1 protein-coding gene and 2 pseudogenes are annotated in these 1,576 nt (G+C 56.5%); 1 reads left to right on the top strand and 2 read right to left on the bottom strand.

The window, feature by feature from the left end:
• Positions 1-220: 220 nt before the first annotated feature.
• Together P0D89_RS52770 and P0D89_RS52765 are read right to left on the bottom strand one after the other, a co-directional pair.
• The gene (locus tag P0D89_RS52770) at positions 221-382 is read right to left on the bottom strand and encodes a hypothetical protein (protein ID WP_408371113.1); all 162 of its coding nucleotides are present in this window, start codon (positions 380-382) and stop codon (positions 221-223) included.
• Between the two features lie 170 nt (positions 383-552).
• Positions 553-1,392, bottom strand: a pseudogene (locus P0D89_RS52765) (Ldh family oxidoreductase); the annotation flags it as partial.
• A 104-nt stretch (positions 1,393-1,496) separates the two neighbouring features.
• Between P0D89_RS52765 and P0D89_RS52760 the strand changes: the two are divergent.
• Positions 1,497-1,576, top strand: a pseudogene (locus tag P0D89_RS52760) (IS6 family transposase); the annotation flags it as partial.

The following is a 1,576-nucleotide window of genomic DNA, read 5'->3' as shown; positions in this document are numbered from 1 at the left end:
ACCCCCCTGGACGACCGCAACAGCACAAGCAGTACAGGCGCCCAAAATCAATCATGTTGTATGTCGGCAGACATCCGATCAGGACTGTCGCTCCACCATGAGAGAGCGTCAGAACGAGTGTTTTCTTTCTGCCGACCCGGTCACCTATGTGTGAAAGGAGAACCCCACCAATTGGCCGCACAAAGAAGGTTAGCGAGAACGAAAGATAGGAAAGAAGCAGTCAGACTATTGGATTAAAGTTCGGAAAGAACAATTTGTTGAAAACGAGCGCTGCGACCGTTCCATAAAGGAAGTAGTCGAACCACTCGATAGCGCTGCCAGCAAGACTCGCAGCAAGAACACGCGTATGAAGCGCCTTGCGCGATGTGGTTGCGTTGTTCATAAAGCTCTTCAGAAAAGTTCCCGCGACAACCCACAATTGTCACCAATAGCCTGGATCCAATATAATTGGTCAAGCAGTTCCCGCAGCGTTTCCATTCATGTTGTAAGGCTCGGGCGCACGCCTATGGCGGGAACTGCCGAAATATGCTGTATGCAATCACAAGACCGCGGTTAGTTCCGGATCAACGCCTTGACGTCCGCGTAGAACTGGGCACTTACCTCGACGCCATTTGCTTCGCTTCGAACCCTTGCCTCGAATCACCGTTGCGACGGTAACCGCGCCCCCTGCCCCGCAATCGGGTCGAACATGGCTTCTGCGTACTGGTCACCCTGCGCGCGCTTTCCAGCGGCGAATATGTCAGGATTGAAGGCGAGCACCAGTTCGCCATGGCAAGGCGTGGCGCCCACACCTTCGTCGAATTTCTGCGATTCGAGGCTGGTCAGATCCCCGAGCAGAGGGCCAGCAAGCAGTTCGACCATCGCCGACAGGGCAGACCCTTTATGGCCACCGAACGTGAGCATTGCGCCTCGCATTGCAGCAGCCGGATCCGTCGTCGGCTGCCCCGCCTCGTCGACGGCCCAGCCAAGAGGGATTTCCTTTCCTGTTCTTCTGTGCAACTCGATATCGCCACGGGCGATCGCACTTGTCGCAAAATCGAAAACGAATGGAAACCTGCCCGGCCGTGGCCACGCAAAGGCGATCGGATTGGTCCCGAACACCGGCTTCGTGCCGCCCGCCGGTGCGACTCAGCTATGACTGGGAGTCATCGCTACAGCGGCGAGCCCCTCGCTCGCAATAGCCTCCACCTCGGGCCAGAGAGCCGAAAAGTGGAAGCAGTTGTTGATCGAGAGTGCCGCGATGCCAACGTTCCGAGCCTTTTCAACGAGAACCTTGCTGCCCAGTTCAAAGGCAAGCTGTGAATAGCCGAACCCGGCGTCGACACGAACGATCGCGGGCGAAAGCTCGCTGACCTGAGGTCTCGGGCTCTGGTGCAAATCGGAGGATCGGATAAGTTAAGCTCGGGATTTGACGAGCGCGAGCAGGCTATGAGTAAGCTGATAGACATCGACAGGCTGTTCAACGGCCGTCACTTTTACCGCGAAGTCATCGTCCTGTGTGTGTGCGTTGGTATCTGCGTTACAAGCTCAGCCTTCGAGACCTCGTTGAAATAATGGCCGAGCGCGGGCTGTCGCT

Source organism: Paraburkholderia sp. RL18-085-BIA-A (genome assembly GCF_046027075.1).
Classification (GTDB): domain Bacteria; phylum Pseudomonadota; class Gammaproteobacteria; order Burkholderiales; family Burkholderiaceae; genus Paraburkholderia.
This window is presented reverse-complemented; position numbering and strand designations above follow the sequence as displayed.

Coding starts and splice junctions, on each gene's coding strand:
- P0D89_RS52770 (WP_408371113.1), bottom strand. CDS start 382: ATGAACAACGCAACCACATCGCGCAAGGCGCTTCATACGCGTGTTCTT.